This window comes from Citricoccus sp. NPDC055426 (assembly GCF_040677445.1).
GTDB lineage: Bacteria > Actinomycetota > Actinomycetes > Actinomycetales > Micrococcaceae > Citricoccus.
The window spans coordinates 1-4,347 of record NZ_JBFARZ010000023.1 but is presented as its reverse complement, the minus strand read 5'-3'; the positions used below and the strand labels follow the sequence as shown (position 1 = coordinate 4,347).

Sequence of the window (4,347 nt, the reverse complement as noted above, 5' to 3'; positions counted from 1 at the left end):
GGCCCCAAGATAAGCGCGTCCACCAGGAGAGCTTCCGATCCGCTGAGTCGCGTGCTGGACGTCATGGCCACGTCTGACCGGACTCCAGATAACGACCGTTATTGGGCGCAGCCTCCACCTTGTGCGACGTGGCCGCGCGTCATCATCTCGAAGCGCACTTCGCTCAACAACGCATTGCAGCGCTGCCGCTCTTCGTCACTCGCAGCGGCGGCTATCGCCGCCTCAAGTCGGCTCATCTCACGCGCCAGCTCCGCGTCGCTCATCTGATCGCTCTGAGTCATAGCTGCCCCTCTCATATCGTGGCGAAGCCGAGCAGCGCGAAGGCTAACGTGACGGCCGCTCCCCCGAGCATCAACGGTTTCTCAGCTTGGGCCAGCGGGCCTTCGGTGATCTGCTTACGGCGGATCAGCCATGATGCAACGAACATGGCGATGCCTACGACGATCCCGACGTAGTAGATGATCTGTAGCGCGCTCATCAGCTCTCCTGCGGCTCCTGATACCAACGCACGACGCCGTTATGGCTGTGTGCCCGGCCAACGTGGCTCGATGCGCGCCTGAGCATGTTTGCTGCGGTTGTCAGCTCGTCAGCGGCCGCATGGGCGCTGCCGGTGCCGTCGCCGTCTTCGCCGTTGTAGTGCTTGCCGTCCTCGGTGCGGCTGTGCCACTTGCCGAGCTGGTCGATCACCTGCGCCAAATGGTCGATGGTTGCGCCCAGCTCACCGAGCAGTCGGTATGAGTCGATCGGGTGCGGTACAGCTCGAGTTGAGTGCGCGAGCGTGCGCGCCAGCTCTTCGACCTCGGCGGCAATTTCGAGCTGCCGCTGTTCCTCGTTGATTGCCATTGTGGTTACTCCCTTACTCCATCGGGCGGCCGGGTGACAGGCTGTGCGCGGGTGCGCCCTCGAACGGTCGGCCGCCGTTCAGTTCGGCTTCGAGCCGCACTACCTGGTCAAGGATCGCTTCGAGCTGGAAGTCAGAGAGTGACCGATACGGCCGCCCTGCGTTCCTCGCTGCGATGAACGCTGCGCGGATGCGTTCGCTGTCCTCTGGTGCGGCGTAATAGCCCATCTTCGTGCGGGTGCCAGGCTTCGAGCTGGCGGCCGCCACGGTGCGCTTTGGCGCAGCGGGCGCGGCCGCTGCGGGTGCTGCACTCTCAGGGGCCGGCTTCTCTGGCTCGACGCGGCCGCTCGTCGGCGCTACGGGCGACAGGCCGCTGAGCTGCGAGCGTCGGCGTTCGGGTTTCTTAGACATGAGCAGTTCCCTTCTTGAGCTGGTCAATGTGTGCGGCGTAGATCGCGGCAAGCTCGCGCGCCTGCGCGTCGCCCTCGTCTAGGCCTCGGGCCGTTTCGGTGGCATCTGCGATTGCCTGCCGCTTCGGTACGGGTGGGGTGAGAATCGGGAGCTGCGCAGCTTCGGCGGCTGCCGTCAGCTCGTCGGCCCAGTGGCCTCCGGCGAGTGTGTGCGCTTCGTGGGCGTTGAGCACGAGTCCGGCGACTGTGAGCCGCGGGTTGTAGTGCTCGCGCACCAGGCTCACGGTGTTCATCAGCTTCGCCAGGCCGTTGACGCTCCACAGCTTCGACTGTGAGACGATCACGACGGCGTCGGCTGCCGTGAGTGCGCTGATCGTCAACGGGTCGATAGCGGGGCCACAGTCGATGAGCACCAGGTCATATTCGGTCTGGATCGCGGCGAGCTGCGCGCGCAGCCGCGATTCGCGGCCTGGCTCCGATGAGATAACGAGTTCGTTGCGCACGTCGGCCAGGTTGTCGCCCACGGTCGGCGCGACCGTGAGGCCTTCCCAGATACCGGGCACGAGCACGTCGGCCAGGGTGTCGCTGCTGCGGCTGCTGAGTGCGTCGGCCACTCCAACGTCGCCCTCTTGCATGTCTTCGGTGAGAACGCTGGTGATGTTGCCCTGCGGGTCGGCGTCGATCACGAGCACGCGCTGTCCGTCGAGGATCGCGGCGCGGGCGTGGTGGTAGACGGTGGTGGACTTCCCCACTCCGCCTTTCTGGTTGCAGTACGCGAGAATCATGGTGCCCTTCTTTCAGGTCTAATGGTACTAATACCCCTATTGGGGGCAGATAGTGGGCTGCGCCTTGGCAGCCCACTATCTCGGCGGTCTAGTTCCGGCGCTCGACGGTGACGGTCTGGCCGCGAAGGCTCACGGTCACTTCTGCATCGAGCACCTTGCGAACGGTGCGGGTGTTGCCTTCGTCGTTCGTGTAGGTGTCCAGCAGCTCTTCGCCCGCGACGTTCACGCGCACGTTCCCGCAACGCTCAGCGAGGTCGCACAGCGCCTCGGCGTCGGCTCCCCAGACTGCAACGTCGTACCCTTCGGTGCCGCCGTCCTCGAACTCGCCGCCCTTGTTCACGCGATCCGTGCGGATAACGCGAGCGAAGGTGTAGGGGCGGCCGTTCTTGTCGGTGCGCAGCTCGGGTGCCTTGGCCAGGTTCCCGGTGAAGCTGATGAAGGTGGTCATGATCTTTCCTCTCGGTTCGATTTCGGGGTTATGGGGTTTATAGGTCTATTGTACCTAATAGGTCTAGTCGTGTCTATGGTTTCGGCAGATTATCCGGTGCAGCTCCCCCACATTCCCAGCTCGTCGGCCTGCGCTGCGCGCTCTGCGTCGCGGTGCTCGGCCTGGCCGATGTAGGGCGCATCGTAGGTGTACTCGTGCGCGGCTCCTGCTTCGAGCAGCACGACGGCGGCACTCTGCCCGTCGATGTAGACATGGCGCAGCAGTCGCCCATAGCGGTCGGTGTCATCCTGAGTAGGATCGGCGCGCAGCTCGACCGCCTGCCCGTAGACCATTGCGTTCAGCTCGTCGCGCGCCTCTTGCGCGTAGCAGTCATCCTGCCCGCCGTCACGGTTGATTTCGGGTGTATCGAGGCCGATGAGGCGCACCCGCGCCTCTCCCCCGGCCGTCTGCACGTCGATGGTGTCGCCGTCCACTACGGCGATCACTTGTGCGCTCTCAGCGGGCAGCAGCTCGGCGTCGGCTGCGCTCGTCTCGGTGCAGCTCTGTAGGCCGGTGGCGCTTGCGAGTGCGAGCACGCCTGCAAGGATCGTGCGCAGCGCGGCCGCCCTCACTTGCTCTTCCCTTCGAGCCGGTCGATAGAGCGGATCATGCGGTCTTCCCACATATCTTTCTCACTCGATCCCATTTCATCCCAGCCCAGCGGGTACTTGATCCCGGCTGCACGGATGCGGTCTTTGATCTTCTGGTGCTCGGCCTCGCGCTTCGCGATCCACGCGGCGCGCTCTTCTTTGGTCAGCATGACATTTCCCCCTTATGGGTCTTATGGGTCTATTCCGCGGTGTCAGTGAGTCGCTGCGAGAGCGCTTCGATCTTGTCGGGTCGAAAGCCTGACCAGTGTTCGTCATCGGTGACGACGACGGGTGCCTGCATGTAGCCCAGCCCCTTGACGTACTCGGCGGCCTCGGCGTCGGCGCTCACGTCGATCACCTGGTAGTTGATGCCTTTGTTATCGAGCGCCCGATAGGTCGCGTTGCACTGCACGCAGCTCGGCTTGCTGTAGACGGTGACTGTAAAGCTCATGATCGGTTCCTTTCCTGCCCAGTGCCTCGGTTCCCTCTGACACTCCCCTCACGTTTTTTTGCCGTGAAGGCACCATGTGCCTTCGTAGCGAGCGCAGCCGGAGGGCAAGTGACCGTGGAATACCGGAGCGGCCGAGCGCCAGCGAGAGACGCGAGGATATGCCGCGAAAGCACTTGCGTGCAGGTGGAGCGAACGTAGAATGCCGCAGGCTTCACGGCAAAATACGATTTGAAAGATGGGCGGCCGCGCAGCGGCCGGTGCAGCGCCCCGGCGCTGCCGCCTGGTGCCCGCGGCCGAACGGCCGCGGGCGGCGGGCATTCATTCGCTGTACTCCTGCGCTGCCCTGTTGAGCGCATCGAGCGCAGCGGTGATTTCGATGCTCTGCTTTGCGGCGCTGAGCTGCTGCCACTCGTCGCCATGCTCGGCCTCGGCCCACTTGTGCGCCAGCTCGACGGGGGTTCGGCCGATCAGCTCGCGGCCGTCTTCGAGAGTGATGGTCAGGTGCTCGGCGGTGATGGTCATGGGTGCAACCTCTCGGTTCGGTTTCGGGGTTATGGGGTTTATAGGTCTATTTTACCTAATAGGTCTATTGGCGTCTAGGCCTCGATCCACTCCATTTCGAACTGATCGAGTTGCCTTTCTGTCCAGCCCTCCCCGATGCCGTTGAGTACCGACTTCTCGGCGCGGCCGGGCTCTGTTGCAAAGATTGGCGGCAGTCAGAGGTAGGCTGTCGCTCTGCGCCGATCAGGCGGCTGCTGCGAAATGGTGGTTGAGCATGCCCAT

At 63.9% G+C, this 4,347-nt stretch carries 10 protein-coding genes; all 10 read right to left on the bottom strand.

Annotated elements, in window-relative coordinates; translation table 11 throughout:
• Positions 1–98: 98 nt before the first annotated feature.
• Positions 99–281, bottom strand: a complete 183-nt coding sequence (locus AB0K08_RS16910) for a hypothetical protein (protein WP_064846212.1) — start codon at positions 279–281, stop codon at positions 99–101.
• A gap of 11 nt (positions 282–292) precedes the next feature.
• Complete coding sequence (locus tag AB0K08_RS16905) at positions 293–478, bottom strand: hypothetical protein (RefSeq protein ID WP_332106596.1); 186 nt, start codon at positions 476–478, stop codon at positions 293–295.
• A complete protein-coding gene (locus AB0K08_RS16900) occupies positions 478–843 on the bottom strand; it encodes a hypothetical protein (protein ID WP_332106595.1) in 366 nt (121 codons plus the stop codon). Before AB0K08_RS16900 ends, AB0K08_RS16905 begins: the two co-directional genes overlap by 1 nt.
• A 13-nt stretch (positions 844–856) precedes the next feature.
• Entirely contained in the window at positions 857–1,252 is a 396-nt protein-coding gene (locus tag AB0K08_RS16895; RefSeq protein ID WP_143028277.1) for a hypothetical protein, read from the bottom strand.
• On the bottom strand, positions 1,245–2,036 hold the full coding sequence (locus tag AB0K08_RS16890; RefSeq protein ID WP_064846209.1) for a ParA family protein: 792 nt from the start codon (positions 2,034–2,036) through the stop codon (positions 1,245–1,247). The genes AB0K08_RS16895 and AB0K08_RS16890 overlap by 8 nt, the downstream gene beginning before the upstream one ends.
• Before the next feature lie 88 nt (positions 2,037–2,124).
• On the bottom strand, positions 2,125–2,484 hold the full coding sequence (locus AB0K08_RS16885; RefSeq protein WP_086991045.1) for a single-stranded DNA-binding protein: 360 nt from the start codon (positions 2,482–2,484) through the stop codon (positions 2,125–2,127).
• Between the two features lie 89 nt (positions 2,485–2,573).
• On the bottom strand, positions 2,574–3,095 hold the full coding sequence (locus AB0K08_RS16880; protein ID WP_363356489.1) for a thermonuclease family protein: 522 nt from the start codon (positions 3,093–3,095) through the stop codon (positions 2,574–2,576).
• Positions 3,092–3,283 carry a hypothetical protein gene (locus tag AB0K08_RS16875; RefSeq protein ID WP_047523862.1) on the bottom strand — a complete coding sequence of 64 codons (192 nt, stop codon included), beginning with the start codon at positions 3,281–3,283 and terminating at the stop codon, positions 3,092–3,094. Before AB0K08_RS16875 ends, AB0K08_RS16880 begins: the two co-directional genes overlap by 4 nt.
• Before the next feature lie 29 nt (positions 3,284–3,312).
• Positions 3,313–3,564 (bottom strand): glutaredoxin-like protein NrdH, encoded by a 252-nt coding sequence (gene nrdH, locus AB0K08_RS16870; RefSeq protein WP_064846206.1) that lies wholly within the window; start codon positions 3,562–3,564, stop codon positions 3,313–3,315.
• 318 nt (positions 3,565–3,882) lie between these two features.
• Entirely contained in the window at positions 3,883–4,086 is a 204-nt protein-coding gene (locus AB0K08_RS16865; RefSeq protein ID WP_332106593.1) for a hypothetical protein, read from the bottom strand.
• Between the last annotated feature and the right edge of the window lie 261 nt (positions 4,087–4,347).

Bases quoted from the DNA above. Each gene is read 5' to 3' on its own strand.
- AB0K08_RS16865 (WP_332106593.1), bottom strand. From the start codon at position 4,086: ATGACCATCACCGCCGAGCACCTGACCATCACTCTCGAAGACGGCCGC.
- AB0K08_RS16895 (WP_143028277.1), bottom strand. From the start codon at position 1,252: ATGTCTAAGAAACCCGAACGCCGACGCTCGCAGCTCAGCGGCCTGTCG.
- AB0K08_RS16885 (WP_086991045.1), bottom strand. From the start codon at position 2,484: ATGACCACCTTCATCAGCTTCACCGGGAACCTGGCCAAGGCACCCGAG.
- AB0K08_RS16905 (WP_332106596.1), bottom strand. From the start codon at position 478: ATGAGCGCGCTACAGATCATCTACTACGTCGGGATCGTCGTAGGCATC.
- AB0K08_RS16890 (WP_064846209.1), bottom strand. From the start codon at position 2,036: ATGATTCTCGCGTACTGCAACCAGAAAGGCGGAGTGGGGAAGTCCACC.
- AB0K08_RS16900 (WP_332106595.1), bottom strand. From the start codon at position 843: ATGGCAATCAACGAGGAACAGCGGCAGCTCGAAATTGCCGCCGAGGTC.
- AB0K08_RS16910 (WP_064846212.1), bottom strand. From the start codon at position 281: ATGACTCAGAGCGATCAGATGAGCGACGCGGAGCTGGCGCGTGAGATG.
- nrdH (WP_064846206.1), bottom strand. From the start codon at position 3,564: ATGAGCTTTACAGTCACCGTCTACAGCAAGCCGAGCTGCGTGCAGTGC.
- AB0K08_RS16875 (WP_047523862.1), bottom strand. From the start codon at position 3,283: ATGCTGACCAAAGAAGAGCGCGCCGCGTGGATCGCGAAGCGCGAGGCC.